This window comes from Mycolicibacter nonchromogenicus, from assembly GCF_002101775.1.
GTDB lineage: Bacteria > Actinomycetota > Actinomycetes > Mycobacteriales > Mycobacteriaceae > Mycobacterium > Mycobacterium nonchromogenicum.
Window position 1 is genome coordinate 79,358 of record NZ_LQPI01000046.1, and the last position, 26,751, is coordinate 106,108.

Annotated in this window: 23 protein-coding genes; 12 read left to right on the plus strand and 11 right to left on the minus strand. The window is 68.4% G+C overall.

What is annotated here, in order from left to right:
• Nucleotides 1-3 precede the first annotated feature (3 nt).
• Complete coding sequence (gene mhuD / locus AWC18_RS12300) at nt 4-321, minus strand: mycobilin-forming heme oxygenase MhuD (protein WP_064997650.1); 318 nt, start codon at nt 319-321, stop codon at nt 4-6.
• Nucleotides 322-344: 23 nt separating this feature from the next.
• Between mhuD and AWC18_RS12305 the strand changes: the two genes are divergently transcribed.
• Nucleotides 345-1,106, plus strand: a complete 762-nt coding sequence (locus AWC18_RS12305) for an alpha/beta fold hydrolase (protein ID WP_109470339.1) — start codon at nt 345-347, stop codon at nt 1,104-1,106.
• Here the strand turns inward: AWC18_RS12305 and AWC18_RS12310 are convergent.
• Nucleotides 1,073-1,972 (minus strand): iron-sulfur binding domain-containing protein, encoded by a 900-nt coding sequence (locus tag AWC18_RS12310; protein ID WP_208858362.1) that lies wholly within the window; start codon nt 1,970-1,972, stop codon nt 1,073-1,075. The two genes, AWC18_RS12305 and AWC18_RS12310, sit on opposite strands and share 34 nt — an antisense overlap.
• A gap of 37 nt (nt 1,973-2,009) precedes the next feature.
• Here AWC18_RS12310 and AWC18_RS12315 point away from each other — a divergent pair, with 37 nt between their 5' ends.
• Both AWC18_RS12315 and AWC18_RS12320 read left to right on the plus strand, forming a co-directional pair.
• Nucleotides 2,010-2,639, plus strand: coding sequence for a carbonic anhydrase (locus AWC18_RS12315; protein ID WP_064997694.1), 630 nt, complete (start codon nt 2,010-2,012; stop codon nt 2,637-2,639).
• A gap of 79 nt (nt 2,640-2,718) precedes the next feature.
• Entirely contained in the window at nt 2,719-3,480 is a 762-nt protein-coding gene (locus tag AWC18_RS12320; RefSeq protein ID WP_064997647.1) for a hypothetical protein, read from the plus strand.
• A 13-nt stretch (nt 3,481-3,493) separates the two neighbouring features.
• Here the strand turns inward: AWC18_RS12320 and radA are convergent, their stop codons facing one another.
• Nucleotides 3,494-4,900: a DNA repair protein RadA gene (gene radA, locus AWC18_RS12325; RefSeq protein WP_085138906.1), complete on the minus strand. Its 1,407-nt coding sequence runs from the start codon at nt 4,898-4,900 to the stop codon at nt 3,494-3,496.
• Between the two features lie 45 nt (nt 4,901-4,945).
• The gene (locus AWC18_RS12330) at nt 4,946-5,497 is read right to left on the minus strand and encodes a copper chaperone PCu(A)C domain-containing protein (RefSeq protein WP_234806514.1); all 552 of its coding nucleotides are present in this window, start codon (nt 5,495-5,497) and stop codon (nt 4,946-4,948) included.
• 260 nt (nt 5,498-5,757) lie between these two features.
• Here AWC18_RS12330 and carD point away from each other — a divergent pair, with 260 nt between their 5' ends.
• Genes carD through ispF form a run of 3 tightly spaced genes read left to right on the plus strand, consistent with a single transcriptional unit; the run spans nt 5,758 to nt 7,428 of the window.
• Nucleotides 5,758-6,246: an RNA polymerase-binding transcription factor CarD gene (gene carD / locus AWC18_RS12335; protein ID WP_064997645.1), complete on the plus strand. Its 489-nt coding sequence runs from the start codon at nt 5,758-5,760 to the stop codon at nt 6,244-6,246.
• Between the two features lie 43 nt (nt 6,247-6,289).
• Nucleotides 6,290-6,955: a 2-C-methyl-D-erythritol 4-phosphate cytidylyltransferase gene (gene ispD, locus AWC18_RS12340; RefSeq protein WP_064997644.1), complete on the plus strand. Its 666-nt coding sequence runs from the start codon at nt 6,290-6,292 to the stop codon at nt 6,953-6,955.
• Entirely contained in the window at nt 6,952-7,428 is a 477-nt protein-coding gene (ispF, locus tag AWC18_RS12345) for a 2-C-methyl-D-erythritol 2,4-cyclodiphosphate synthase (RefSeq protein WP_085138907.1), read from the plus strand. Before ispD ends, ispF begins: the two co-directional genes overlap by 4 nt.
• 15 nt (nt 7,429-7,443) lie before the next feature.
• Here ispF and AWC18_RS22225 read toward each other — a convergent pair whose 3' ends face one another.
• Nucleotides 7,444-8,502, minus strand: a complete 1,059-nt coding sequence (locus tag AWC18_RS22225; protein WP_085138908.1) for a hypothetical protein — start codon at nt 8,500-8,502, stop codon at nt 7,444-7,446.
• 115 nt (nt 8,503-8,617) lie between these two features.
• On the opposite strand from AWC18_RS22225, the gene cysS reads away from it, so the two are divergent.
• From cysS to AWC18_RS12365, 3 genes are read left to right on the plus strand one after another with little or no spacing between them, the layout of a single operon-like run.
• On the plus strand, nt 8,618-10,027 hold the full coding sequence (cysS, locus tag AWC18_RS12355; RefSeq protein ID WP_064997641.1) for a cysteine--tRNA ligase: 1,410 nt from the start codon (nt 8,618-8,620) through the stop codon (nt 10,025-10,027).
• Entirely contained in the window at nt 10,028-10,969 is a 942-nt protein-coding gene (gene rlmB, locus AWC18_RS12360; RefSeq protein WP_064997640.1) for a 23S rRNA (guanosine(2251)-2'-O)-methyltransferase RlmB, read from the plus strand.
• On the plus strand, nt 10,966-11,862 hold the full coding sequence (locus AWC18_RS12365; protein ID WP_085138909.1) for a glycerophosphodiester phosphodiesterase family protein: 897 nt from the start codon (nt 10,966-10,968) through the stop codon (nt 11,860-11,862). Before rlmB ends, AWC18_RS12365 begins: the two co-directional genes overlap by 4 nt.
• On the opposite strand, the gene AWC18_RS12370 is transcribed toward AWC18_RS12365, so the two are convergent.
• The 3 genes from AWC18_RS12370 to kstR are packed head-to-tail and all read right to left on the minus strand — an operon-like array spanning nt 11,859 to nt 14,726.
• Nucleotides 11,859-13,103, minus strand: coding sequence for an ArsB/NhaD family transporter (locus AWC18_RS12370; protein ID WP_085138945.1), 1,245 nt, complete (start codon nt 13,101-13,103; stop codon nt 11,859-11,861). The genes AWC18_RS12365 and AWC18_RS12370 overlap by 4 nt on opposite strands.
• Nucleotides 13,100-14,020, minus strand: a complete 921-nt coding sequence (locus AWC18_RS12375) for an MBL fold metallo-hydrolase (RefSeq protein ID WP_085138910.1) — start codon at nt 14,018-14,020, stop codon at nt 13,100-13,102. The genes AWC18_RS12370 and AWC18_RS12375 overlap by 4 nt, the downstream gene beginning before the upstream one ends.
• Nucleotides 14,021-14,057: 37 nt before the next feature.
• The gene (kstR, locus tag AWC18_RS12380; RefSeq protein ID WP_064997637.1) at nt 14,058-14,726 is read right to left on the minus strand and encodes a cholesterol catabolism transcriptional regulator KstR; all 669 of its coding nucleotides are present in this window, start codon (nt 14,724-14,726) and stop codon (nt 14,058-14,060) included.
• A gap of 229 nt (nt 14,727-14,955) precedes the next feature.
• Between kstR and AWC18_RS12385 the strand changes: the two genes are divergently transcribed.
• The 3 genes from AWC18_RS12385 to glgB all read left to right on the plus strand — a co-directional run bounded on the left by AWC18_RS12385 (nt 14,956) and on the right by glgB (nt 21,465).
• Nucleotides 14,956-17,091, plus strand: coding sequence for an acyl-CoA dehydrogenase family protein (locus tag AWC18_RS12385; RefSeq protein ID WP_085138946.1), 2,136 nt, complete (start codon nt 14,956-14,958; stop codon nt 17,089-17,091).
• Between the two features lie 89 nt (nt 17,092-17,180).
• Complete coding sequence (locus AWC18_RS12390; RefSeq protein ID WP_064997636.1) at nt 17,181-19,223, plus strand: alpha-1,4-glucan--maltose-1-phosphate maltosyltransferase; 2,043 nt, start codon at nt 17,181-17,183, stop codon at nt 19,221-19,223.
• A 7-nt stretch (nt 19,224-19,230) separates the two neighbouring features.
• Nucleotides 19,231-21,465, plus strand: a complete 2,235-nt coding sequence (glgB, locus tag AWC18_RS12395) for a 1,4-alpha-glucan branching protein GlgB (protein ID WP_085138911.1) — start codon at nt 19,231-19,233, stop codon at nt 21,463-21,465.
• Here glgB and AWC18_RS12400 read toward each other — a convergent pair.
• The 3 genes from AWC18_RS12400 to malQ are packed head-to-tail and all read right to left on the minus strand — an operon-like array spanning nt 21,449 to nt 26,625.
• Nucleotides 21,449-22,801, minus strand: a complete 1,353-nt coding sequence (locus AWC18_RS12400; protein WP_085138912.1) for a maltokinase N-terminal cap-like domain-containing protein — start codon at nt 22,799-22,801, stop codon at nt 21,449-21,451. The genes glgB and AWC18_RS12400 overlap by 17 nt on opposite strands.
• Nucleotides 22,798-24,597 carry a maltose alpha-D-glucosyltransferase gene (gene treS / locus AWC18_RS12405; protein ID WP_064997633.1) on the minus strand — a complete coding sequence of 600 codons (1,800 nt, stop codon included), beginning with the start codon at nt 24,595-24,597 and terminating at the stop codon, nt 22,798-22,800. Before treS ends, AWC18_RS12400 begins: the two co-directional genes overlap by 4 nt.
• 30 nt (nt 24,598-24,627) lie before the next feature.
• Entirely contained in the window at nt 24,628-26,625 is a 1,998-nt protein-coding gene (malQ, locus tag AWC18_RS12410) for a 4-alpha-glucanotransferase (protein ID WP_085138913.1), read from the minus strand.
• Between the last annotated feature and the right edge of the window lie 126 nt (nt 26,626-26,751).

Genomic DNA, 26,751 nt, shown 5'->3' on the forward strand with positions numbered 1-26,751 from the left:
GGGCTAGGCCTGGGCGGCGGTTCCGGAGACGTCAAGCACGACCTCGAACTCCAGCAGCGAGGCGCCCGTGGCCACCGGCTTGGCCCGCTGCCCGGCGTGGGCTTCGACGGCGGGTCCCTGAGCCCAGGCCTGGAACGCTTCGTCGGACTCCCAGTGCGTCACCACGAAGTAGCGGTCGTCGCCCTTGACCGGGCGCAGCAGCTGGAAGCCAAGAAAACCGGGCTGGTTCTCCACCGCGTGCGCGCGATTGGCGAATCGCTTCTCCAGTTCCGGCCCGGCGTCGGCGGGCACCTCGATTGCGTTGATCTTCACCACTGACATGGGCCTAGGCTACCGTGCCCCGGGTGGGGAACGCGTCGACCGAGCTGCTGACCTACCGCGGTGGACACGGGGCACCGCTGGTGCTGGTCCACGGACTGATGGGCCGCGGCACCACCTGGCCGCGACAACTGCCGTGGTTGACCAGGCTGGGCGCGGTCTACACCTACGACGCCCCCTGGCACCGTGGTCGGGACGTCGCCGACCCGCACCGGATCTCCACCGAACGCTTCGTCGCCGACCTGGCCGTTGCCGTGGAACAGCTGCCGGGCCCGGTGCGCCTGATCGGGCACTCGATGGGCGGTCTGCACTCGTGGTGCCTGGCCGCCCGGCACCCCGAGCTCATCTCCGCGCTGGTGGTCGAGGACATGGCGCCGGACTTCCGGGGCCGCACCACCGGACCGTGGGAGCCGTGGGTGCATGCCCTGCCGGTGGAATTCCCCACTGCCGAGGCGGTGATCGCCGAATTCGGTGAGATCGCCGGCCGGTACTTCCTGGAGGCCTTCGACCACACCGAAACCGGCTGGCGGCTGCATGGCCGGCCCGAGTGGTGGCTGCAGATCGCCGCCGAGTGGGGCACCCGCGACTACTGGGAGCAATGGCGCAGCGTGCGCTGTGCGACGTTGTTGATCGAGGCCGGCAATTCGGTGACCCCGCCGGGGCAGATGCGCGAAATGCACCGCCTCGCGGTCGACAGCACGTATCTGCACGTTCCCGACGCGGGGCACCTGGTGCACGACGAGGCGCCGCAGATCTACCGCGAGGCCGTCGAGTCGTTCCTGTCCTGACCGGGCAGCGCGAAGCGGCCGTCGGAACGCTGTTCCACCAGGCCGTCGCTCAGCAGCGAGTTCAGGGCGCGTTCGCGTTGCACGGCATCCACCGGCCAGGCCAGGTCGAGCTCCGCGCGAGTCACCGCAACAACGTTGTCTCGCAACACATCCAGTAGTCGACCACGGACCTGACGATCGGTGCCGGCATAACGTTGAGCGGGCCGGCGGGGTCCGGTGGCCGGTGGTGAACCGGCAAGCCGCCAGCTGCAGCTGTGCTTCAGCGGGCAGCTGTCACAGCGCGGCGAGCGCGCCGTGCAGACAATGGCGCCCAGCTCCATCAGCGCCGCGGAGAACCTGGCGGCCCGGTCGGCATCGGGCAGCAGGGCCTCGACGTCGGCATGGTCGCGCCTGGCCGACGGCGTGCCGGCGTCGGGCTGCCCGTGCACGGCCCGGGCCACCACCCGGCGCACGTTGGTGTCGACCACCGGCACAGGTTGGCGGTAGGCGAAGCTGGCCACCGCCCGGGCGGTGTAGCTGCCGATTCCGGGCAGCTGCTGCAGGACTTCGACATCGTCGGGCACCACATCGGCGAAGTCTTGGGCGATCACGGTCGCGCATTCGTGCAGCCGGATGGCCCGGCGAGGGTAGCCGAGCTTGCCCCAGGCGCGCAGCACCTCGGCCTGGCTCGCGGCCGCCGTCGCCGACGGGGTCGGCCAGCGCGCCACCCAGTCCGGCCAGATCGGCAGCACCCGTGCGACCGGAGTCTGCTGCAACATGAACTCGCTCACCAGGATCTGCCACGGCGTGACATCACCGGCCCGCCAAGGCAGCTCGCGTTCGGCCCCGGCGAACCAGCTCAGCAGATCGTCGGCTCGGAGGTTCATCGAGCGCTGGGACCCGAACCCGTGCAGAATGTCGGGCATGCCCAATTCGAACCCGATATCAGCGTGGAAAGCACTCAAGGAGGGTAACGAGCGCTTCGTCGCAGGCCGGCCCAACCACCCCAGCCAGGATGTCGCGCGCCGCGCCGCACTGGCCAACGGTCAGAAACCGACCGCAGTCGTGTTCGGCTGCGGCGACAGTCGGGTGGCCGCCGAGCTGATCTTCGATCAGGGCCTCGGCGACATGTTCGTGGTCCGTACCGCGGGCCACGTGGTCGACGCGGCGGTGCTGGGTTCGATCGAGTTCGCGGTGGAGGTCCTCAACGTTCCGTTGATCGTGGTGCTCGGCCACGACAGCTGCGGGGCGATCTCGGCGACCCTGTCGGCATTGGACGGTGGCGCGGTGCCGGGCGGCTATCTGCGCGACATCGTTGAGCGGGTGCTGCCGTCGATCCTGTTGGGCCGCCGCGACGGGCTCCGCGCCGTCGACGAGTTCGAAGCCCGCCACGTCACCGAGACGGTGGCGCAGCTGGCGACCCGGTCCTCGGCGATCGCCGCGCGGATCGAGGCCGGCTCGCTGGCGATCGTCGGCGCCACTTATCACCTGGCCGACGGACGGGTCTCGCCGCGCCAACACCTGGGCGACATCGGCGATCCCGGCGTCGAATAGTCGGCGAAGGTCACAACGCGGCAACGACACGCCGGGAAGGGTCGGACAACTCGCGGTGAGGTCGTCCTACCGTGAGAACGTGCTCGATTTGGAACCGCAGGGTCCGCTGCCTTCGCAGATCTATTGGCGACGACGTGGCCTCGCGCTGGGCATTGCGCTCATCGTGATCGCAGTCGTGTCGGCCATCATCTTCGGCCTCTTCCACAGCAGCGCCGGTGCCGACAATGCCGACGGGAAGAAGCAGACCACCGCGCAGCACGCCAAGCCGCAGAACGCCTCGCCTGAAGAGGTCAAGACGCCCGTGGTGGCTCCCGCAGAGCAGGCGCCACCTCAAGCTCCCACCCCGACCGCCGCGGTGGTTCCGCCTCCGGTGCTCAAGGAGGGCGACGACTGCCCCGACTCGACACTGGCGGTCAAGGGGCTGACCGGTCCGCAGTACACCGTGGGTGAGCAGCCGCAGTTCACCATGGTCGTCACCAACATCGGCCTGGTGGCCTGCAAGCGGGATGTGGGGGCTGCGGTGCTGGCCGCTTACGTGTACTCGCTGGACAACCAGCGGCTGTGGTCGAACCTGGACTGCGCTCCGTCGAACGAAACCCTGGTGAAGACTTTCGACCCGGGCGAGCAGGTGACCACCACGGTGACCTGGACCGGGATGGGTTCGGCACCGCAATGTCCGCTGCCGCGGCAGCCGATCGGGCCCGGGACCTACAACCTGGTCGTCCAACTGGGCAATCTGAGATCCGCGACGGTGCCGTTCATGCTCGTCGAACCTGGGCCGGACGCATTGCCGCCGGGGCAGGACGTGCTCCCGCCGGACGCGGGGCAGCCCGGCAACTGATCCTGCGTCGGCTCTAGGTTCGATCCAACAGCTGCGGCGGGGCCACATGCCCGGTCCGCCGGTCGGCGATCTCGACCAGGTGGTGCAGTGCGGCAACGATGTTGGCGGCCGGCACGGTGCGCAGGCCGCCCACCGTGGCCGGCGCGCCCGGGGGAGTCAGCGCGGTGGTGAATCCGAGCCGGGCCGCCTCGGCGAGCCGGCGATCCATTCCGTTGACCTGACGCAGGTCACCGGCTAGGCCCACTTCGCCCACCACCACGGTGGTGGCCGGCAGCGGTAGGTCCGCATAGGCCGATGCCAGCGCGATGGCGACAGCCAAATCCGTGGACGGATCGGTCAAGCGCATACCGCCCACCGTGGACAGGTAGATGTCGCCGGCCCCGATCGGAAGCTCGGCATGTTTGTCCAGCACCGCGGTGATCATGGCGGCCCGCGCGTGGTCGATGCCGCTGACCGCGCGGCGCGGCGAGCCGCCTGCCGGTTTGGCCAGCAACGCCTGTACTTCGCCGATCAGCGGGCGCTTGCCGTCCAGCGCCACGGTGATCGCGGTGCCGGGCACCGGCTCGCTGCGCTGCTCCAGGAACAGCCCCGACGGGTCGGTAACCGGTTCGATGCCGTCGTCACGGAGCAGGAAACAGCCCACCTCGTCGGTGGCGCCGAAACGGTTCTTGACCGCTCGCACCATGCGCAGCACCGAATTGCGGTCACCCTCGAAGTGCAGCACCACATCGACGAGGTGCTCCAGCGAACGTGGGCCCGCGATCGCACCGTCCTTGGTCACGTGCCCGACCAGAACCAGCGCCACATCGGCGTTCTTGGCTGCCGCGGTCAGCGCGGCCGTCACCGCACGCACCTGGGTGACCCCGCCGGCCACACCGTCGGTGTCGGCGGCGGCCACGGTCTGCACCGAGTCCACCACCACCAGGGTGGGCCGCACCGCCTCGATATGACCCAGCACCGTCTGCAGGTCGGACTCCGAGGCCAGGTAGATCTCGTCGTGGCTGCATCCGGTGCGCTCAGCGCGCAGCCGGATCTGCCCCGCGGACTCCTCGCCGGAGACGTACAGCGCCCGGCGCCCGGCCAACGCCCAGCGGTGAGCGACCTCGAGCAGCAGCGTCGATTTGCCGACACCGGGATCGCCGGCCAACAGGGTTACCGAGCCCGGGACAAACCCGCCGCCCAGCACTCGGTCGAGTTCGGTGACACCCGTCGGCGCCGGTCGGGCGCGACCCGCCTCGATGGAGCTGATCGGCACCGCGGGCCGCGCCGGCGCCGCCGGCCGCAGCCCACCCGCCGGTGCCGCCGGCTCTGCTATCGGGTCGATACCACCCCAGCTGCCGCACTCCGGGCAGCGGCCCAGCCACTTCGCGGTGGTGTTCCCGCATTCCGAACAGCGAAAGAGCGAACGTGCCTTGGCCACCTCGCGACCGTATCGGTCAGGTCCGACAGTGCCCGCGTCGACAGATCAGTGGTGGTGCGACAGCGGGCCGGCCGAGATCGGCACGTCCACGTGCACGTCGCCGGCGTTCTTGAAGGTGAAGGTGAAGTCGTAGGTCAGGCCGTTGCTGATCGGCTTGTCCAGGGACACCGTCGCCGCGGCGGTGTTGGCGTTGGCCACCTCGGGCAGTGCCTTGGCGGCGGGAGCCGTCGGCAGGTCGGGGCCTGCCGGGGCGCTGACCACCAGCACGCCGCCGACGGGCACGGTCTTACTGCCGGTCGAGGACACCTTGCCGACCGAGGTCTTGATGTCGCTCAGCTCGTCCTCGGTGTCGGCCGAAGAGTTGCTGACCACGAACACCAGGTCGACGGTCTCGCCCGGCTGCAGGGCGTCGCCGGTCTGGGTCGCCTGGATACGCACGTCGCGCAGTGCCAGGTCGCCGACGGTGGCGGAGGCGCCGTTTACCGCAGACGCCTGGTCAGCGGTCTGAGAGATCTGCCCGGTGCCGCAGCCGGCCAGCGCCGCCGCAGCAATCAGCGCGATAGCAGCCTTGTTGAAGGCGCTGCTGAACGAGTTCACGTGTGGTCTCCTGCTCGGCCGTCGCGACTTGTGACTATGCACTGTAGTAGCAACCGTCTGCCGGCGGTAGCGCAGGGCCACCGGTCGTCTACCACCCCCCTCGACCAGCCCTGATCAGGCTCCGATCAGGTTCGGCCCAGCATGCTTCGGCCCTCGTGTCAACCCCCCATCTGGGGCTGCGGTGCCCCTGACCTGCACCGTTGTTGGTCGCGTGTTGTGGCGACGTGTTAGCATGGGGTAGCGAAAGGGGCTCGAATCAGATGATCTTTAAGGTCGGAGACACCGTCGTATATCCACACCACGGTGCAGCGTTGATCGAAGCGATTGAAACCCGGACCATCAAAGGCGAGCAAAAGGACTATCTGGTCCTCAAGGTGGCGCAGGGCGATCTGACCGTTCGAGTTCCCGCTGACAACGCCGAATATGTCGGCGTGCGTGACGTTGTTGGGCAGGAAGGCCTGGACAAGGTCTTCCAGGTGCTGCGTGCCCCGCACACCGAGGAGCCGACCAACTGGTCGCGCCGTTACAAGGCCAACCTGGAGAAGCTCGCCTCCGGCGATGTGCACAAGGTAGCCGAAGTGGTTCGTGACCTGTGGCGCCGCGACCAGGAGCGTGGCCTGTCCGCCGGTGAGAAGCGGATGCTGGCCAAGGCGCGCCAGATTCTGGTCGGCGAGCTTGCCCTGGCCGAGAACACCGATGACGCCAAGGCGGAGACCATCCTCGACGAGGTGCTGGCCGCGGCATCCTGACCGCAGTGTCCTTACTGCGTCGTTCTGAACTGCCGGGGGTCCGGTGTCAAGCACAGTAGCCGTGGTACCGGCGGCCGGTGCGGGTGTGCGCCTGGGCGCCGGCCTGCCGAAGGCATTCTTTCTGTTGGGCGGCGTGACGCTGGTTGAGCGTGCCGTGGCCGGTCTGCGAGAGTCCGGGGTCATCGACCAGGTTGTGGTCGCAGTGCCGCCGGATCGCACGGACGAGGCCAAGTTGATCCTGGGCGGGTCCGCCACCGTGGTCGCCGGCGGCCCGGACCGCATCGATTCCGTCCGGTTGGCGTTGGCCAGCGCCGGCGAGCCCGACTTCGTGCTGGTTCACGACGCCGCACGTCCGTTGACTCCGCCTGCCCTGGTGGTCCGGGTGGTCGAGGCGTTGCATGCCGGGTACCGAGCCGTGGTTCCGGCGCTGCCGGTCGCCGACACCATCAAGGCGGTCGACGCGAATGGAACGGTCCTGGGCACCCCTGAGCGGGCCGGCCTGCGCGCCGTACAGACTCCGCAGGGCTTCGCCGCCGACCTGCTGCTGCGGGCCTACCAGCAGGCCGGTGCGGGCGCGCAGTTCACCGACGATGCCGCGCTGGTCGAGCACATCGGCGGCCAGGTGCAGACCGTCGAAGGCGATCCGCTGGCCTTCAAGATCACCACCGCGTTGGATGCCAAGCTCGCCGAGGCGGTGGTGAATCGGTGAGTGCGCTGCCGCGGGTCGGTTTGGGCACGGACGTGCACCCGATCGAACCGGGGCGGCCGTGCTGGCTGTTGGGGCTGCTGTTTCCCGATGCTGACGGCTGCGCGGGGCACTCCGACGGCGATGTGGCCGTACACGCCCTGTGTGACGCGCTACTGTCTGCGGCAGGCCTCGGGGACCTGGGGGCGGTTTTCGGCGTCGACGAGCCCCGCTGGGCACGCGTAACCGGTGCTGTGATGCTCGGCCACGTACGCCAGCTGCTCACCGACAGCGGATTCGTGATCGGGAACGCCACGGTGCAGGTGATCGGGAACCGGCCGAAGGTGGGGGTCCGCCGCGCCGAAGCGCAGCGGGTGCTGTCGGAACTGCTTGGCGCACCGGTCTCGGTGTCGGCGACAACCACCGACGGCCTAGGGCTCACCGGTCGAGGTGAGGGACTGGCCGCGGTGGCTACCGCGTTGGTTGTGCCTGCTTAGGCAGTCAGGCGGGAACTAGCAGTCCACGCCGAAGATGGCGCCGACGATGCACAGGGCGAGGCCGGTGCCAAGCTCCGCGCCGGCCTCAGCCGCCCCCGGTACAACGGCGTCGGTGATGGCCTCGGTGACGGCATCGGTGACACCCAGCGCGACGGTGTCGGCGACGGTTTCGGTGACGGCTTCGGCGAGAGTGTCGGTGACACCCTGGGTCACGGCGTCGGTGACACCAACGGTGATGGTGTCGGTGAGGCCCTGGGTGACACTGTCGGTGAGACCCTGGGTGACGCTGTCGGTGAGACCCTGGGTGACGCTGTCGGTGAGGCCTTGGGTGACGGTGTCGGTGAGCCCCTGGGTGACGCTGTCGGTGAGGCCGGCAGCCGCGGCATCAACCACAGTGCTACCGACGACGTCCGCCGTATCCGTGAGGGCGCTCGTGTCCAGAGCCGACAGGAAGTCGATGTCGCCCAGGCCGAAGGGCAGGTCAGCGACGGGAGCCGAGACGGCTTCGACGGGGGCGCTGAAGAGATCGGTCGCAGCGGCCGCGCCGGGAAGGAGGGCGTCGGTGGAAGCGGCCGCACCGAAGACCTCGGTGGCGGCGGCCGTGCCGGCCGTGGCAGCCGTGTTGGTGCCGGCGTTCACGCCCGACCGGGCCAGAGTGGTCAGCCCGGTGGACAACAGGGGCATCACCAGGGGCACGCCCATCATGGCCAACGACGGTGCCATCATCGCCATCGACATGCCGATCTGGGCACCCATTGCCGAGGCCTGGGTCGCGCTGACGGTCGCGGCGGCAGTTTCGGCCGTTTCGGCATTCTGCTCCGCCTGCTGGCGCTGCTGCTCAGCCACCATGTCCTGCTGGGCATCGATCACCGCAGGGTCGACACCAGGGGCAGGCAGGGTTTCAGCCTCGACGGGCGCGACCTCGGCCGGGGGCTGGATCGGGGCTGCCGCGACCTCCGCCTGCTGCGCCGCAGGCTGATTGTTGTTCGGCTCTTCGGCGTAGGCGGTCCCGCTACCCGCGAAAGCGACCGCGGTGAAGACTGCTCCGGAGGCTGCAACCAGACGTTTACTCACTGCCGCAATATATGCCACGTCACACCCCCTGTCCACCGATACGACGCTCCCGACAGGTCCTCGGAAGCGGCGCGCGTGGCAGTCGCAGGCTGCGCGCCCGGTAAGCTGGCCCGTCGTGACCGATCGCCCCAGCCTGCGACTACACGACACGGCTACCGGCGCCGTGCGTGAATTTGTCCCGCTGCGGCCCGGTCATGTGTCTATTTATCTGTGCGGCGCCACCGTGCAGGCGGCGCCCCATATCGGCCATGTCCGCAGCGGCGTGGCGTTCGATGTTCTGCGCCGGTGGCTGACGGCCCGCGGCTACGACGTCGCCTTTGTGCGCAACGTGACTGATATTGACGACAAGATTCTCGCCAAAGCCGCCGCAGCGGGCCGGCCCTGGTGGGAGTGGGCTGCCACCCACGAGCGTGAGTTCACCGCCGCCTATGACGCGCTGGGGGTGCTGCCGCCGTCGGCCGAACCGCGCGCCACCGGGCACATCACCCAGATGATCGAGCTGATCGGGCGCCTGATCGACTCTGGACACGCCTATACCGGCGGCGGTGACGTCTACTTCGACGTCCTCAGCTACCCCGACTACGGCCAGCTGTCCGGTCATCGCATCGACGATGTGCACCAGGGTGAGGGGGTTGCCACCGGGAAGCGCGATCCGCGTGACTTCACCCTGTGGAAAGGCGCCAAGCCCGGTGAGCCCAGCTGGCCCACCCCGTGGGGTCCTGGCCGTCCAGGCTGGCACCTGGAGTGTTCGGCGATGGCCCGGGCCTACCTCGGCCCCGAATTCGACATTCACTGCGGTGGGATGGACCTGGTCTTCCCGCACCACGAGAACGAGATCGCGCAGAGTCGGGCCGCCGGAGACGGGTTCGCCAGGTACTGGCTGCACAACGGGTGGGTCACCCTGGGCGGCGAGAAGATGAGCAAGTCGCTGGGCAATGTGCTGTCGATGTCGGCGGTGCTGCAACGTGTCCGGCCCGCCGAACTGCGCTACTACCTGGGCAGTGCGCACTACCGGTCGATGCTCGAGTTCTCCGAGACCGCGCTGCGCGACGCCGTCAACGCCTACGTCGGTATCGAAGACTTCCTGCACCGGGTGCGCAGCCGGGTGGGTGCGGTGGTTCCCACCACCTGGACGGACCGGTTTGCCGCAGCCCTCGACGACGATCTGTCGGTGCCCATCGCGCTGGCCGAGGTGCACCGCACGCGCGCGGAGGGCAACCGGGCGCTGGACTCCGGCGACCGCGAGGGCGCGATGGCCGCAGCCGGTGCCATCCGGGCGATGATGGACGTGCTGGGTTGCGACCCGCTCAATGAGCGCTGGGAATCGCGCGACGAGACCTCCGCGGCGCTGGCCGCGGTCGACGTCTTGGTGCGAGCCGAGTTGGAACGTCGGGAAACCGCCCGCGCGGAACGGGACTGGCAATTGGCCGACGAGATCCGCTGCAGGCTCAAGGACGCCGGCATCGAGGTCACCGACACCGGGGACGGTCCGCAATGGTCACTACTGGTGGAGGGGTCTGAGTAGATGGCCGGAAATTCAAAGCGCAAAGGTGCGGTGCGCAAGCCCGGCACCAAGAAGGGGCCGACGGTCGGATCCGGGGGCCAGCGCCGCCGCGGGCTCGAGGGCCGCGGGGCCACCCCGCCGGCCCACAAGCGCGAATACCACCCGGCGGCCAAGGCCGCCAAGCGCGCGGCGAAGCAGCGGGCCTACCGGACCGCCAAGCGCACCGACGAGAACGAGACCGTGCTGGGCCGCAACCCGGTGCTGGAGTGCCTGCGGGCCGGAATCCCCGCCACCGCACTGTATGTGGCGCTGGGCGCTGAGGCCGATGAGCGACTGACCGAGGCGGTCACCCGCGCAGCCGATTCCGGATTGCCGATCCTGGAGGTCCCGCGATCCGACTTGGACAAGATGACCACCAATGGTCTGCACCAGGGCATCGCGCTGCAGGTTCCCCCGTATGCCTACGCGCACCCTGACGACCTGATCGCGGCCGCGCGAAGCGATGTGGCGCCCCCGTTGCTGGTCGCACTGGACAACATCTCCGATCCGCGCAATCTCGGCGCCATCGTCCGGTCGGTCGCGGCATTCGGCGGACACGGTGTGGTGATCCCGCAGCGCCGGTCGGCCTCGGTGACCGCGGTGGCCTGGCGAACCAGTGCCGGTGCCGCGGCCCGGGTTCCCATTGCGCGGGCGCCCAACCTGAACCAGACACTGAAGGCGTGGGCAGACCGCGGCCTGCAGATCGTCGGGTTGGACGCCGGCGGCGACACCGTGGTCGATGAACTGGACGGCACCACCCCGATGGTGCTGGTCGTCGGTTCGGAGGGCAAGGGATTATCCCGCCTGGTCCGGCAGAACTGCGACGTCATCGTGTCGATTCCGATGTCCGGGCCCACCGAGTCGCTCAACGCATCGGTGGCCGCCGGGGTGGTGCTGGCCGAGATCGCCCGTCAGCGACGGTGATTCGCCGCGCAGTGGTTGCGGCGGCACTGCTTGTCGCGGCGATCACCGCGTCGGCGACGACGGTCGCCCAGCCGCCGGCGTTCGACCTGCAGGCGCACCGCGGCGGCCGCGGCGAGACCACCGAGGAATCGTTACGCGCATTCGCGAAATCGCTCGCGCTGGGGGTCAGCACCCTGGAGTTGGACATCGTGCTCACGCGCGACGCGCAGCCGCTGGTGTGGCACGACCCGGTGATCGAGCCGGCGAAGTGCACCGACACCGGACCGGCGTTCCCCGGCGATCCCGACTACCCCTATGTGGGCAGGCGGGTAGCCGATCTCACCCTGGACCAGATCCGCACCCTGGACTGTGGACACCTGCTGCCGGAATTCCCGGACGCGGAAGTCGTGCGGCACAACGTGATCGCGACTCTGCCGGACGTCTTCGCGCTGGCCGGCCGCACGGATGTCCGCTACAACATCGAGGCCAAGGTCGACGGCGACAACCAGCAGCAGATCATCGACGTGATCCTGGCGGCGGTGCGCGCCGCCGAAAAGCTGGACGGCGTGCAGATCCAGAGTTTCGACTGGCGCACCCTGCCTTTGGTGCGCGCCGCGGAACCGGGTATCCCGCTGGTCGCGCTGGCCGAGCAGGGCCCTGATCCGATTTCGGGGGCGCTGGCGGTCGGCGCGGATATCGTGTCCCCGGACTACGTGATGGTGGATCGAGCACTCACCGAACGCGCACATGCGGCAGGGCTGCGGGTGATTCCCTGGACCGTCAACGATTCCGACGCTATGCGGCAGCAGATCGCCGCCGGAGTCGACGGGCTCATCACCGACTATCCCAGCCGTCTTCGCGCGGTGCTGGCCGAGCTGGGCATGCCGCTGCCGCGGGCCCACCCGGTCAACTAGACCCCCAGAAGTCGCGCACTCGCCCACAAGGCCAGCACTGCGATCAGCAGCGTGGCCGGAACGGTGCACAGCCCCAGGCGGCTGTATTCGCCGACGCCGGCCGCGACGCCGTAGCGGCGCAACACTCTCCGCCACAGCAGGTTCGACAGCGAGCCGGTGTAGCTGAGGTTCGGGCCGATGTTGACCCCGATCAACACCGCCAGCACCGCCAGCGGACCGCTGGTTGCCACCAGTGGTGCCAGGACCAGCGTCGCGGGCAGGTTGTTGACCACGTTCGCCAGCAGTGCGGCAACGGCCGCGATGCCCAGCAGCGCCGGCAGGCTCGACCCCGCCGGCAGCACCGTGGTCATCTGCGCGCCCAGCCCGTTGTCCACCACCGCCCGCACCACCACGCCGAGTGCCAGCACGAAGACCAGGAATGCGGGGTTGGCGGCGCGCGCAATACCGGCCGGGGTGCTGCGCCGTTGCGCCAGACCGCGGGCGGCCAGCACGGTGGCACCGGCGACCGCCGCCCATGCCGCCGGCACATCGAAGGTTTCGGCGACCACGAAACCGGCCAGCGTCAGCCCCAGCACCACCAGCACGAACACCGGTACCGGGGGCGGTGGGCCGGCGTGCTGATGTGCCGGTGTTGCGCGCAGATCGGCCCGGAAAAACCAGCGGAAGATCAGGTAGACGACCGCGATGGTGGCCAGCCACGGTGCCGCCATCAGCGCGGTGAATCTGACGAACGACAGGCCGGCGTGGTGCCACGCCAGCAGGTTGGTCAGGTTCGACACCGGCAGCAGCAGTGACGCCGTGTTGGCCAGGTGCGCGGTCGCATAGGCGTGCGGGCGCATCGGGGCGTGGCGGCGGCGGGCCATCATCAGCACCACCGGGGTCAGCAGCACCACCGTCGCGTCCAGGCTCAGCACCGCGGTCAGACCGGCGGCGATGACGAAGACGCGGCGCAGCAGGTGTTGCGGCGGGCCGACGTCGGCTCGTGCCATCGCAGCGCCGGCCGCCTCGAACAGGCCCTCGTCGTCACAGAGCTGCGCCAGCACCAGCACCGCGCCCAAAAACGCGACGACGTGCAGCAGCGTGGCGGCCTCGGACAGTGCGGCGTGCATCGAGATCGCGCCGGTGGCAACAAGAATGGCGGCGGCCGGCACCGCAGCGAACATCTCCGGCAAGCCGCGCGGGCGCGCCACCGCGAACCCCAGCACCACGGCAAGCAGCAGCAGTGCAAGAGCCAGGTTCAGGCCCACGGATCCTCACGACGCCACACCGTGGGCAGGTGCAGGCCGACTCCGTCTGCTTCGGCCAGCTCGGACAGAACCCGCATCGTGACATCGAGGTCGTCGCCGGCATACGGCAAGGCCCGCAACGGCTTGGACAATGGTTGGAAGAAGTCGTCCCAGTGGGTCAACACCACCGTCGAAGCGCCGACGGCGCGGACCGTCTCATTCCAGTAGTCGACCAGGTATTGACGAGGCTGAATGCCCAGTTGGCCGATGCCCAGGTAGACGACGTCGGCGCGGCGGCCGGCCAACGACCCCGGGATGAATCCGGCGCTGCCCATGATCAGCGCAGTGCACCCTGAGGGGCGGTGGGCCACCAACGCCGACCAGGCCTCACCACACCGGTAGGCAGAGGCCCGCATCGGTGGGACGACCGCGGCGGTGATGATGCCGGGAAAACGGTCCGGTGGGCAGTGCCGCGACTCGATCAGCGTGACGTCGTAGGCGCCCAACGTGATGGGCGTGCCCGAGGCGGCGATCACCAGGCGCTCGTCGGGGAGTCCTTGTCCCCGGCCGACATTGGCTGTCGACTCGCCACCCACCAGCACCGCGCCGGTGCGTTGGGCCACCACAGCGGAGTCCAGCGCGTGATCGATGTGTGAGTGCAGGGGGATCACCGCAGCCAGCTCATGCACTCCGGCCCGGGCCAGGCAGGCGTCGATTCGGGCGGCTGACGGCGCGACTTTGCGCAGTGCCACCTGCGCAAGGCTTGGGCGAGAGAAGTAACCGTCGGTCATCAGCGCCGACGACCCGTCGTCGATCAGCATGCTGGTCACGCCGAGCCACGTCACCGACAAGGGCGCGCCCGGCGCTGCGGGCGTGACGTCGAACCGGTCGGCATACCGGCCGATGTCGGGGCGGCCGAGCTTGAGGCGCATCCGCCTAGGCTAACGGGGGCGTGGTGGCGAAGTGGGACTAGACCTTGGGACTGTCGTCGTCGCCGATCAGCAGCCGCACCGCCAGGTCCAGTCGGGTGGTGAAATCGGTGGCGGATGCCCGCCGAGTCAGCCAGGCAAGCAGATTGGACAGCCACACATCCGAGATCACCCGAGAGATGTGGTACTGCTCCTCGGTCGGCTCACCGTCGCTCATGGCTCCGGCGAACATCGAGTCGATCAGTTTCTGGACATGGTCGACTTCGCCGGCCGCCGAGGCGTCGGCGAAGACGTAGGCCCGAGTCATCGCCTCAGTGAGCAGCGGGTTGCGCTGCATGGCGCGGTTGAGCTTGTTGACCACCAGATTGAGCCGCTGGTGACGGGTGGTGGCGGCGAACGTCGCCGGGTCGGTCTTGGTGTCCACCCGCGCGATCTCGCGGCCCATCGCTGAGACCAGCAGGTGAACCTTCGACGGGAAGTAGCGGTAGAGGGTGCCGACGGCCACGTCCGCACGGTCGGCGACCGCGCGCATCTGCACCGCGTCATAACCGCCCTTGGAGGCGATGGCCAGCGTCGCGTCGAGGATGCGTTTGCGGCGTTCGCGCTGCGCTTCGGAGCCCAGATCAGATTCCGTCAGCACAGAGAGGTTGGCCACCTCGCGCGGTTGGCTGGCCGATCCGCGGCCTGCTGTGCCCTCAGCTGACGACATGTGCGCTGCGGCTCCCTCCATCGATCCACTGGCTCATAACGATACGCACCGCGTACGTGCATTTCGTGTTCCCGACATCGGCCGGACCCGACGTGTCCAGCCACAACGGTTCGACTTGACGCTCGGACGCTGGCACTATTAGAACACGTTCTAGTGGTTGGCGGGAGCGTTCGTGCCCCGCCTCTCTCAAGCCGATCTCGACCCGGAGGAGCCCAGCGTGTCAGTGCATATCACGGAGACCAGTGCCGCCGACCAGCTCGCTGCCCGCGAGCTGGTCCGCGACTGGGCCGCCACCGCGGGCACCGCTGAGGCGATTCGTGCCGCCGAAGCGGGCGAAACCGATTCCTGGCAAGCCGTTTTCGCCCGGTTGGCCGACCTGGGCCTGTTCGGAGTCGCGGTCCCCGAGGAATCCGGTGGCGCCGGTGGTCGACTCGAAGACCTCTGCGCGATGGTCGACGAGGCCGCCAAGGCCCTGGTCCCCGGGCCGGTGGCGACCACCGCCCTGGCCACCCTGGTGGTCACCGATCCGGCCCTGGCCGAAGCCTTGGCCGCCGGCGAACGGGTGGCCGGCGTGGTGACCGACCCTTCCGCTGCGGCGGTGAGCTTCGACGCCGCCGGCCAGGCCTCCGGCACCGCTGAACGGGTGCTCGGCGCCACCGCGGACGCGCTGCTGCTGCTGCCGGCCGGTGAGGCCGAATCCGACGGCCAGACCTGGATCCTGGTGGACGCCCGCGCGGACGGGGTGCAGGTCGAGGCGCTCGCCGCCACCGACTTCTCCCGGCCGTTGGCCAAGGTGACGTTGTCGGCAGCGCCGGCAGTGGTCGTCGCGACCGGCAGCCGGGTGGAGAACCTGGTGGTCACGGTGCTGGCCGCGGAGGCGGCCGGGGTGGCCCGCTGGGCGCTGGACACCGCGGTCGCATATGCCAAGGTGCGCGAACAGTTCGGCAAGCCGATCGGCAGCTTCCAGGCCGTCAAGCACCTGTGTGCGGAGATGCTGTGCCGGGCCGACCAAGCCGCGGTGGCGGCCGCCGATGTGGCGCGGGCCGCTGCCGACGCAGATGACCAGCAGTTGACCATCGCGGCCGCGGTGGCCGCCGCGATCTGCATCGACGCCGCCAAGGCCAACGCCAAGGACTGCATCCAGGTGCTCGGCGGTATCGGCATCACCTGGGAGCACGACGCCCACCTGTACCTGCGGCGGGCCTACGGGATCGGGCAGGCGCTGGGCGGCCCCGAGCGGTGGCTGCGGCGGACCGCCGAGCTGACCCGCGCCGGCCTGCGCCGCCGGTTGGAGGTCGACCTGGGGGAGGCCACCGACATCCGAGCCGAGATCGCCGCGGAGGTGGCGCGCATCGCGGCATTGCCGGCCGACCAGCATCAGGTGGCGCTGGCCGAATCGGGCCTGCTGGCGCCGCACTGGCCGGTGCCCTACGGACGCGCGGCCGGCCCGGCCGAGCAACTGGTGATCGACCAGGAGCTCGCCGCAGCCGGTGTCGGCCGTCCCGACCTGGTGGTCGGCTGGTGGGCGGCCCCGACGATTCTCGAGCACGGCACGCCCGAGCAGATCGAGCGCTTCATTCCGGCCACCCTGACCGGAGAGGTGTTCTGGTGCCAGCTGTTCTCCGAGCCGGGGGCCGGCTCTGACCTGGCGGCGCTGCGCACCAAAGCGGTGAAGGTCGACGGCGGCTGGCGTCTGACCGGGCAGAAGGTCTGGACGTCGCGGGCACATGACTCGCAATGGGGCGTGTGCCTGGCCCGAACGGATCCCGACGCTCCGAAGCACAAGGGCATCACCTACTTCCTGGTCGACATGGCCGCCGAGGGCATCGACATCCGGCCGCTGCGGGAGATCACCGGCGAAGCCCTGTTCAACGAGGTCTTCCTCGACGACGTGTTCGTCCCCGACGAGCAGGTCGTCGGCCGTGTCAACGACGGCTGGCGGCTGGCCCGCACCACCTTGGCCAATGAGCGCGTCGCGATCGCCGGCGGAACCGCGCTGGGCAACCCGATGGAGGAGCTGCTGAAAACCCTGGCGGATCGCGAACCCGACACCGCCACCGCGGAACGACTGGCCCGGCTGATCATCGCCGCTCAGGCCGGTTCCCTGCTCGATCAGCGCATCGCCCAGCTTGCCGTCGGCGGCCAAGACCCCGGCTCGGAGTCCTCGGTGCGCAAGCTGATCGGGGTGCGCTATCGCCAGGAGCTGGCCGAATTCCGGATGGACGTGGCCGACGGCGCCGGTGCGGTGGCCGGACGCGAAGTGCACGACTTCCTCAACACCCGGTGCCTGTCGATCGCCGGGGGCACCGAGCAGATCCTGTTGACCCTGGCCGCCGAGCGGCTGCTGGGGCTGCCGCGCGGGTAGCTCACCGCCCTCACCGGGCGCCGGTCGCGTAGCTTTCCGCCACCGCGGGTACTCACTGTCGGAATCGCAGCCGACGAACGGAGTCCTGGGTGCCGGGCCGAATCGAGGTCGATGGCGTTACGCCGGTGGTGTCCTGCGGCAGGCAACCCGCCAAGGCAGTGGTCGGGGAGACGGTGCCGGTCGCCGCCACCGTGTGGCGTGAGGGACACGATGTCCTTGCCGCGACCCTGGTGGCGCGCTGTCTCGGTAGCGACCCGGCGTCGCAGCCGGGTGCCGAGGAACAGGCGGTGTCTCGCTCGCAGCCGGTGTTGCTGCCGATGCGGGCGGGTGATGAGCCGTTCGTCTTTCACGGTCAGTTCGTCCCGGACCGGCCCGGAATGTGGGCTTTTCGGGTCGACGGATGGACCGATTCGGTCCGCAGCTGGCGCAATACGGTGCTTGCCAAGCTGGACGCCGGCCAGGGTGAGGCCGAGTTGTCCAATGATCTGTTGATCGGCGCCGAGCTGCTGGACCGGGCCGCTGCGGCCATGCCCCCCAGCCGGCGCCGGCCCGTGGTGGTGGCTGCCGCTGCGTTGCGCGAACCCGGCGACCGGGTGGTGCGGTCGGCGCCGGCGCTGTCGGAGGAGGTCACCCAGCTGGTCACCTGCCATCCGCTGCGGGACCTGCTCACCCGAGGTCAGCAGTACCGGATCTGGGTGGATCGCCCGCTGGCGCGATTCAGCTCCTGGTACGAGATGTTTCCGCGCTCCACCGGGGGATGGGACTCCGCGGGTGCTCCAGTACACGGCACGCTGGCCACCGCGGCGTCGGAGCTGCCGCGGATCGCCGAGATGGGGTTCGACGTGGTGTACCTGCCGCCGATCCACCCGATCGGGAAGGTGCACCGAAAAGGCCGCAACAACGCCGCGGTGGCCGAGCCCGGCGATGTCGGGTCGCCGTGGGCGATCGGCAGCGACGAGGGCGGCCACGATGCAGTGCACCCCGAGCTGGGAACACTCGATGATTTCGACCAATTCGTCGCCAGCGCCGCAGAACTCGGCTTAGAGGTCGCCCTGGATCTGGCGTTGCAGTGCGCTCCCGATCACCCGTGGGTCCGGCGCCACCGTCAATGGTTCACCGAGTTGCCGGACGGGACGATCGCCTACGCGGAGAATCCGCCGAAGAAATACCAGGATATCTACCCGCTGAATTTCGACAACGATCCGGCCGGCCTGCATGCCGAGGTGCTTCGGGTGGTGCAGTTCTGGATCCGGCACGGGGTCAAGGTGTTTCGGGTCGACAATCCCCATACCAAACCGCCTGGGTTCTGGGCATGGTTGATCGCCACCGTGAAGGCCACCGACCCCGAGGTGCTGTTCCTGTCCGAGGCCTTCACCCCGCCGGCCCGGCAATATGGTCTGGCCAAGCTCGGCTTCACCCAGTCCTACACCTATTTCACCTGGCGCACTTCCAAGGCTGAGCTGGTGGAGTTCGGTGAGGAGATCGCCGAATTGGCGGATTTTCGCCGACCGAATCTGTTCGTCAACACCCCGGACATCCTGCACGCCAGTCTGCAGCATCACGGTCCCGGCATGTTCGCTATCCGGGCAGTGCTGGCCGCGACGATGGGCCCCTCGTGGGGGGTGTATTCCGGCTATGAGCTGTTCGAACACGAGGCGCTGCATGAGGGAAGCGAAGAATACCTTCATTCGGAGAAGTACGAACTGCGTCCTCGCGACTTCGCCGCAGCGCGCAGTGAGGACAGATCGCTGGAGCCGTTCATCGGTGCGCTCAACGCCGTTCGGCGGCGGCATCCAGCCCTGCAGCAGCTGCGCACCCTGCATTTCCATCACGTCGACAACGACGCGATTTTGGCCTACAGCAAATTCGATCCGGCCAGTGGTGACACGGTGCTGGTGGTGGTGACGTTGAACGCGTTCGCTGCCGAGGAGGCGACGCTGTCGCTCGACATGGCGGCGCTGGGTATGGCGCCCTACGAGCGGTTCTGGGTGCGCGACGAAATCAGCGGGGAGGAATACCAATGGGGGCAGGACAATTACGTGCGGCTCGACCCGAGTCGAGCGGTCGCCCACATCATCAACATGCCGGTGATGAGTGCGCAGGCGCGAACCGAGCTGTTGCATCGGAGGTGAGGACCCGATGACCCGCATCAAACACCAGGCCGGTGGGCTTCAGCTCCATCCCGAGGATCTCGATCGGCTGATGGCGGGCGTGCACTATGACCCGCATGCGATCCTCGGCGCCCACGACGACGGTGAGCGCACCGTGATCCGAGCTCTGCGCCCGGGCGCGAGTGCGGTGGCGGTTGTGGTTGGCGCTGACCGGATCCCGATGCAACACCTGGGTGACGGGCTGTTCGCCGTGACGCTGTCCTTCGCCGACCTGATCGACTATCGGCTGCAGATCGACTACCCCGGCGCCGCGGAACCGCAGACAGTGGCCGACGGGTACCGCTTCCTGCCGACGCTGGGCGAGATCGACCTGCACCTGTTCGGCGAGGGGCGACACGAGCGGCTGTGGGAGGTGCTTGGCGCGCATCCGCGCACGTTCACCACCCCGGACGGGACGGTGGCGGGCGTGTCCTTCGCGGTGTGGGCGCCCAACGCCCGGGGAGTGGGGCTGATCAGTGACACCACCGGCTGGGACGGCATCGGAGCGCCCATGCGAGCACTCGGATCTTCCGGTGTGTGGGAGCTGTTCTGGCCGGGATTTCCCATCGACGGTCTGTACAAGTTTCGGGTTCACGGCGCCGACGATGTGGTCACCGAACGAGCCGACCCGATGGCGTTCGCCGCGGAAACCCCGCCGCACACCGCGTCACGCGTCACCACCAGTCGCTATACCTGGCAAGACGGCGATTGGATGGATCGGCGGGCCACGGCGAATCCGGCGCTCGAAGCGATGAGCATCTATGAGGTGCACCTCGGGTCCTGGCGGCCGGGGCTGAGCTACCGCCGGCTCGCCACCGAACTGACCGACTACGTCGCGGAGCAGGGGTTCACCCACGTCGAACTGCTGCCGGTCGCCGAGCACCCGTTCGGCGGATCATGGGGCTATCAGGTCACCTCGTACTACGCGCCGACGGCACGATTCGGTACGCCCGACGACTTTCGCTTCTTGGTCGACGCGCTGCACGGCGACGGTATCGGAGTCATCGTGGACTGGGTGCCCGCACACTTTCCCAAGGATGCCTGGGCGTTGGGACGGTTCGACGGCACCCCGCTGTATGAGCACGCGGACCCGCGCCGCGGTGAACAACTCGACTGGGGCACCTACGTCTTCGACTTCGGCCGACCCGAGGTGCGCAACTTTCTGGTGGCCAATGCGCTGTACTGGCTGCTGGAGTTCCACATCGACGGGCTGCGAGTGGACGCCGTGGCATCGATGCTCTACCTGGACTACTCGCGGCCCCAGGGCGGTTGGACACCCAACATCCGCGGCGGTCGAGAGAACCTGGAGGCGGTGCAGTTCCTGCAGGAGATGAACGCCACCGCACACAAGTCGGCGCGCGGAATCGTCACCATCGCCGAGGAGTCGACGTCGTGGCCCGGTGTCTCGAGGCCGACCAGCCTTGGTGGACTCGGCTTTTCGATGAAATGGAACATGGGCTGGATGCACGACACCCTGTCCTACCTCGGCCACGACCCAGTGCATCGGTCCTACCATCACCACGAGATGACGTTCTCGATGCTCTATGCCTACAGCGAGAACTTCGTGCTGCCGATCAGCCATGACGAAGTGGTACACGGCAAAGGCACGCTCTGGAGCCGCATGCCCGGCGATGACCACGCCAAGGCGGCCGGCGTGCGCTGCCTGCTGGCCTACCAGTGGGCGCATCCGGGCAAGCAGCTGTTGTTCATGGGCCAGGAGTTCGGCCAGCGTGCCGAGTGGTCCGAGGAACGCGGGCTGGACTGGTTCCAGCTCGACTCAGCGGGTGAGGCGGACGGATTCTCCGCCGGGATCCGGTGCCTGGCCCGTGATCTCAATTCCGCCTACCGCAGCCGCCCCGCGCTGTGGAGTCAAGACACCAGCCCTGCCGGGTACTCCTGGATCGATGCCAACGACTCGGCCAACAATGTGCTGAGCTTCCTGCGGTACGCGGCGGACGGATCGGTGCTGGCGGCGGTGTTCAACTTCTCCGGCGTGGCGCATGCCGATTATCACCTCGGCCTGCCGTTCGCGGGCCGGTGGCGTGAGGTGCTCAACACCGATGCCGTGGACTACAAGGGCGGGGGCGCAGGCAATTTCGGTGGCGTGGACGCGGTCGACGAGCCCCGTCACGGTCGTCCCGCCTCTGCGGTACTGGTGCTGCCGCCACTGTCGGCGCTGTGGCTGGAGCCCGTTGACGACCAGGGTGCTAACTCAGCCGGCTGAGTGCCCGCAGCGGAATCGGCAGCCAAGACGGTCGGTGCCGGGCTTCATAACCGGCCTCATAAACCGCCTTGTCCACTTCGTAGGCGGTCAACAGCGCCGCGTTGTCTCGCGGATCGGTGCCCGACTCCGACCCATAGCCCTCGCAGAACGCGCTACAGCAGCGGTCCAGCCACTCACGCGCCCGGGTGGCCAGTTGACGGTCTTGGCCTTCGCGCGACAGGTCGGCCAGTTTCCCGTACGCGGCGTACTCGTAGGACCGCAGGACGCCGGCGACATCGCGCAGCGGCGAGTCCGGCCTGCGACGTTCCGACAGCGGTGCGCCCGGCTCACCTTCGAAGTCGATCAACAGCCACCCGTTGGGGGTGCGCAGCACCTGACCCAGATGCAGGTCACCGTGGACTCGTTGCACCGTGATGGACTCACCGGCCAGCGCGGCGAACCGCTCTTCGATGGCGGCCAGGTGGGGGCGTACTTCGGGCACCGTCTCCGCCGTCGCCCTCAGCCGCGACAACAGCAACTCGGCCGGGAAGACCGATTCCGAAGTCCCGAGGCTCTCGGCCAGCGTCCGGTGCACCGATGCGACAGCCTCCCCGAGCCGGTACGACTCGCCGGCGAAGTCGCCACCCACCTCATAGGCGTACAGGTCGGCTTCGGCGAACAGGTCGCGAACGCTCGCGGTCGCCATCGCCCAGCCTTCGGCCGAGTTCATCGCGTATTCGCTGACCATTCCCAACGCGTAGGGCAGCTCGCCGGAATCGCCCGGCAACTCGATCTGGTAGGAGCCGAACAGGCGCGGAACATGGGGATTGCCGGCGCGGCCCAGCGCCGCGTTGAGTTCGATGTCCGGATTGATCCCAGCTCTGATCCGCCGAAAAACCTTGAGGACCACCTTTTCCTCGACGATGACGCTGGTGTTGCTCTGCTCGGCCTCCGACACCCGCGAATCAGCCTGAACCGGCAGCGACACCCCCGGTTCCGGGATAAACGTGACGTCACCGCGCTGAGCCGACGAATCGATCAGCGACAACAAGGTTCGGGTCGCGGCAGCGTCGTAGAGAGCGTCGTAGGCGGTACGCCCGCGATAGCTGCCGATCGTGGCGGCCTGGGCGTACTCCGGTGCCAGGTCCACGTCCCAGCTGACGATCACCTGGTAGCGGTCGGCGGCGCCGTCGGTGTAGCTGACGTCGATCAGTACCAGCTGCAGCCCGCCTCCCAACTCCTCCACCACGACGGGATCAGCCGTCGCCAGTTGCCGATTCCGTCCCGCATACCAGCGTCGGGTCGGTAGCCATTCCGACCACGGCAGGCCCGCTGGTTCGCCGGTATCACCGGTCATGACAGGTCCTCCTTCTGCTCGCATGGCTCACACAACTGAAACCAGTAGAAGCCGTGCCCGGGCAGCGTAAGCAGATATGGCAGCTTTCCTATTCGGGGAAACTCCACCGAACCGGTGAGTTCCACGGGGGTATGACCGTCCCAGTGCTGCAGATTCAATTCGATCGGCTGCGGAAACCGGGACAGGTTGTTGACACACAGGACCGTGTCCCCGTCTTCGCCCGAGATCTCGCGAACGTAGGCCAGCACCGACGGATTGGACCCGCCCAGTTCGCGAAACCCGCCGAGTGCAAAGGCCTCATACCGGCGCCGAATGGCGAGCATGGTGCGGGTCCAGTTCAGCAACGACGTCGAGGTGTCGCGCTGCGATTCGACGTTGACCGACTGATGGCCATAGACCGCGTCTTGAATGGGCGGCAGGTAGAGCCTGCCCGGGTTGGCTGTGGAGAACCCGGCGTTGCGGTCCGGTGTCCACTGCATCGGGGTGCGAACCGCGTCGCGGTCGCCGAGCCAGATGATGTCGCCCATCCCTATTTCGTCGCCGTAGTAGAGGATCGGTGAGCCCGGTAACGACAGCAACAGGGCGGTGAACAGTTCGATCTGGTTGCGGTCTTTGTCCAACAGTGGAGCCAGCCGGCGCCGGATCCCCACGTTGGCCTTCATCCGCGGGTCTTTGGCGTATTCGGCGTACATGTAGTCGCGTTCGTCGTCGGTGACCATCTCCAACGTCAACTCGTCATGGTTGCGCAGGAAGATTCCCCATTGCGCCAGGTGCGGTATCGGCGGTGTCTGCGCCATGATCTCCGAGATCGGGAACCGGGACTCACGACGCACGGCCATGAAAATGCGTGGCATCAGCGGGAAGTGGAACGCCATGTGGCATTCATCGCCGCCGGTTTTGGGGTTGCCGAAGTATTCGACCACGTCGGTGGGCCACTGATTGGCCTCGGCCAGCAGAACCCTGCCCGGGAATTCGTCATCGACGACTTTGCGGCATCGCTTCAGGAAATCATGTGTCTCAGGCAGGTTTTCGCAGTTCGTTCCCTCTCTCTCGAACAGGTACGGCACCGCGTCCAACCGAAACCCGTCGATGCCGAGGTTCAGCCAGAACCGCAGCACATCAATCATGGCGTCCTGCACGGCGGGATTGTCATAGTTCAGGTCGGGCTGGTGGGAGAAGAACCGGTGCCAATAGAACTGCTTGCGCACCGCGTCAAACGTCCAGTTGGACTCCTCGGTGTCGACGAAGATGATCCGGGCGTCGGCGTACCGCTCGCTGGTGTCGCTCCACACGTAGTAGTCGCCATAGGGGCCGTCCGGGTCCTGCCGGGACTGTTGAAACCAGGGGTGGCTGTCCGAGGTGTGGTTCATCACTAGGTCGGTGATGACCCGGATGCCGCGGCGGTGCGCAGCGTCGAGCAGTTCGACGAAATCATCGACCGTGCCGAACTCCGGCAGAACCTTGTAGAAATCCCGGATGTCGTAACCGCCGTCGCGTAGCGGTGAGTCGTAGAACGGCGGCAGCCACAGACAGTCAACGCCGAGCCATTGCAGATAGTCCAGCCGCTCGGTCAGGCCCCGCAGGTCGCCGACGCCATCCCCGTTGGAGTCGTAGAACGCCCGGACCAGCACCTCGTAGAACACCGCTCGTTTGAACCAGATGGGGTCGGCAGGCAGGGCCGCGGCATCGCCGAAGTCGTCCGCGTTCGGGTGCTCGACGATGCCGTCCTCGACATGACTGCCTGCCGCGGGGTCGGCCGGATCCACGGCGGATTCGTTGTCAGCGTCGATGGCCATATCTCGACGTGTACCCCCTTCCGGACATGATTACCTTGCAGACGTCTGACCGCCTGGATCGTCGGTGAACATCGCTGCGGTTCGGGCGATCCGCGGATCGGTCTGCAACTGCTCGAGAGGCTGCGGCAACGGCAGCCGCCAGTTCGGATATTGATCCACGGTGCCGGGCAGGTTGGGCTGACGAGGCTCGGCCAGCACGTCATAGAGCGAGACCAGTTTCAGCCGGCTCGGCGTGGCGGCCAGAAAGCGGTGCATCGCGTCGATGATTAGCGACTCATCGGGAGCCAGATCGTCGTCGTCGAGAAACCCTTCGGAACGCAGCAGTGCCAGCCATTCGGCTCGTTCCTGCTCGGCGGCGTCCTGTGCGGCCGCCACGTCGTCGAGCAGACCGCGCTCGGCGCGCGCCCGCACGTGTTCGGTGCGGAAGAATCCGGCAGCGGTGGGCAAGTCGTGGGTGGAGATGCTGGCAGCCACCCGTGACGGCCAGTTCGCCGGTGGCAGCAACGGCTGGCCGGGCACCGAGTCATCACGAGTGAACCAGGAGACCGCGCACCCCAGCATGGCGTTGTCGGCCAGTGCGCGGGTGACTTCCGGTTCGACGGTTCCCAGGTCCTCGCCTATGACGACCGCGTTGGCGCGATGCGCCTCCAGTGCCAGAACCGCGAGCATGACGTCGGCGTCGTAGTGCACGTAGGTGCCGCGGTCGGGGCTTTCGCCCGGCGGGATCCACCACAGCCGCCACAGGCCGGCGACGTGATCGATGCGCACACCGTCGGCGTGGGCCAGCACGGCGCGCAGCATGTCGCGCACCGCGCGATAGCCGGTGGCCGCCAGGCGGTCCGGCCGCCAGGGCGGCAGGCACCAGTCCTGTCCACGAGGGCTGAACGTATCCGGGGGTGCTCCGACGCTGGCCCCAACGGCCAGGACGTCGGCCAGGGCCCACGCATCGGCGCCGTCGCCGTCGACGCCGACTGCCAGGTCATGCAACACACCCAATGCCATGCCCGCGTTTTTGGCGGCGTCGCGTACCGCCAGCAGTTGCTGCGCGCATTGCTGCTGCACCCAGGCATGAAAAGCGACCCGCGGCGCCAGCTGCCGCCGGGCGGCGGCCACCGCGGGTCCGGTCGCATCGCGCAGCGGGGCAGGCCACCGGGACCACGTACCGCCCTGGCGTTCGGCCAGCGCGCAGTAGGTCGCCCAGTCCCGCAGCGCCCGGGTCTGCACCGACTCGTCGAGCGGGCAGGGCCGCCCGTCAGCGCGCCAGAGCAACTCCAGGGCCGCGCGCTTGGCGGCCCACACCAGGTCGTAATCGATTCGTGCGGTGTCCGGGGCGACCCGCAGCGCATCGACTTCTGCCCGGGTCTCCGGGTCGGCGCGGCGGTAGGCGTCCAGGTCTTCGATGTGCAGGGCCAGTGGGTTGGCGAACCGCCGGCTCGACGGGGTATACGGTGACGGCTGCATCGGGTGCGTGGGCCCCGGCGCGTGCAGCGGATTGAGCAGCACCGCCCCGGCGCCGTGTTCGGCGGCGGTCCAGGTCACCCAATCCCGCAGGTCGGACAGGTCGCCGATGCCCCAGGAACCTGCCGAGCGCAGCGCATACAGCTGCAGCATCCAGCCCCAGGTGGCCGGTGCCCGCGGAGCCCGGGCGGGAGCCGCCACCAGCGTGACTTCCTGCCCATTGCGCAGCGCGAGTTGATACCAGCCCGGTGGCAGGTCGGCGGGCAGTTCATCGCGAACCGGCGTGCGCACGCCGTCCTCGCTCACCAATGCGGTGGCTCCGGCGAACGGCAGCGGGCGCCCGGTTAACCGCACGGCGGCAGTCGGCGGCGAAACGCTCACCCGCTCGCGTTCGGCCAACTTGATCAACTCGTGGCGACGATCGGCTGCGGTGCCGGCCTCGACGTCGAGCAGCCGGAGAACCCGGACCACGACGTCGGCGTCCACCTGCACCAACTCGCGCCGTTCGTTGCGATAGGCAGTGGCGACGCCGTGCGCCGCTGCCAGCCGGCGTAGGTCATCGGGCGCCACGACAACGCCTATACCCGTCCGCGGTGCATTTCAACTCTTTCTGGCCAATCGCGGTGTCGTCATTGCCATAGTTTGACCGCCGGGCAGGCGGGTAGCCACAACTCGCGGCGCCATATCGAGGCGGCG

Bases quoted from the DNA above. Each gene is read 5' to 3' on its own strand.
- AWC18_RS12375 (WP_085138910.1), bottom strand. From the start codon at position 14,020: ATGCGCCTCAAGCTCGGCCGCCCCGACATCGGCCGGTATGCCGACCGG.
- AWC18_RS12310 (WP_208858362.1), bottom strand. From the start codon at position 1,972: ATGAACCTCCGAGCCGACGATCTGCTGAGCTGGTTCGCCGGGGCCGAA.
- AWC18_RS12315 (WP_064997694.1), top strand. From the start codon at position 2,010: ATGCCCAATTCGAACCCGATATCAGCGTGGAAAGCACTCAAGGAGGGT.
- glgB (WP_085138911.1), top strand. From the start codon at position 19,231: ATGACCCGCATCAAACACCAGGCCGGTGGGCTTCAGCTCCATCCCGAG.
- treS (WP_064997633.1), bottom strand. From the start codon at position 24,597: ATGGCCATCGACGCTGACAACGAATCCGCCGTGGATCCGGCCGACCCC.
- rlmB (WP_064997640.1), top strand. From the start codon at position 10,028: ATGGCCGGAAATTCAAAGCGCAAAGGTGCGGTGCGCAAGCCCGGCACC.
- carD (WP_064997645.1), top strand. From the start codon at position 5,758: ATGATCTTTAAGGTCGGAGACACCGTCGTATATCCACACCACGGTGCA.
- mhuD (WP_064997650.1), bottom strand. From the start codon at position 321: ATGTCAGTGGTGAAGATCAACGCAATCGAGGTGCCCGCCGACGCCGGG.
- AWC18_RS12400 (WP_085138912.1), bottom strand. From the start codon at position 22,801: ATGACCGGTGATACCGGCGAACCAGCGGGCCTGCCGTGGTCGGAATGG.
- kstR (WP_064997637.1), bottom strand. From the start codon at position 14,726: ATGTCGTCAGCTGAGGGCACAGCAGGCCGCGGATCGGCCAGCCAACCG.